At 65.5% G+C, this 586-nt stretch carries 1 pseudogene; it reads right to left on the bottom strand.

The features are described 5' to 3' along the window. Window positions 1-346: pseudogene (locus tag NP777_RS47120) on the bottom strand (hypothetical protein); the annotation flags it as partial. Window positions 347-586 lie beyond the last annotated feature (240 nt).

Below are 586 nucleotides of genomic sequence, written 5' to 3'. Positions count from 1 at the left end.
GTGGTGGATCTCGAGGCGTTGAGCCAGGGTGAAAGCCTCTTGTGGTGCGAATGCCTCGTACAGTGAGGCGATGCCGTGGGTGTTGAGGTTGTTCCATCACCAGCACCACGGTCTCGGCATCGGGATAGTCCACGTTCAGCAGCTGCTTGACCTGGCCGGCCCAGTCGGTCCGGGTCCGCTGGGGCAGTGCCTGAACGCGACGCCACCCGCGTAAGGGTTCGACCCATACGAAGATGGAGTACGTGCCGCGGCGGATGTACTCGCTGTCCTGGCAGGCGTCATGACCGGGGCGGGCCGGGAGCGGGCTGCGGGCGTGGTCGAGGAGCTGGTAGGGCTTCTCGTCCATGCACACCACCGGACGTGCCGGGTCGTAAGGCCGGGCATGGACGGCCAGTACGTCTTCCATCCGGGCCGCGAACTCCGCGTTCGCTCGTGGTGGGATGGTCCAGCACTTCTTCAGGTGAGGGCGCAGTTCCGTTTTTTTAAGATCCGCCCGATGGTGGAGTGGTCCAGGTCGGGGATGTCCTCGACCAGCGCGACGTGCTTCTCCAGCAGCCGCAGCGACCACCGGGCATGGCCCTGGGGT

The sequence above is a fragment of the Streptomyces rugosispiralis genome, from assembly GCF_024505145.1.
In the GTDB taxonomy this organism is placed as follows: Bacteria; Actinomycetota; Actinomycetes; order Streptomycetales; family Streptomycetaceae; genus Streptomyces; species Streptomyces rugosispiralis.
The sequence above is the reverse complement of the archived record's forward strand: the minus strand, read 5'-3'. Positions and strand labels throughout refer to the sequence as shown.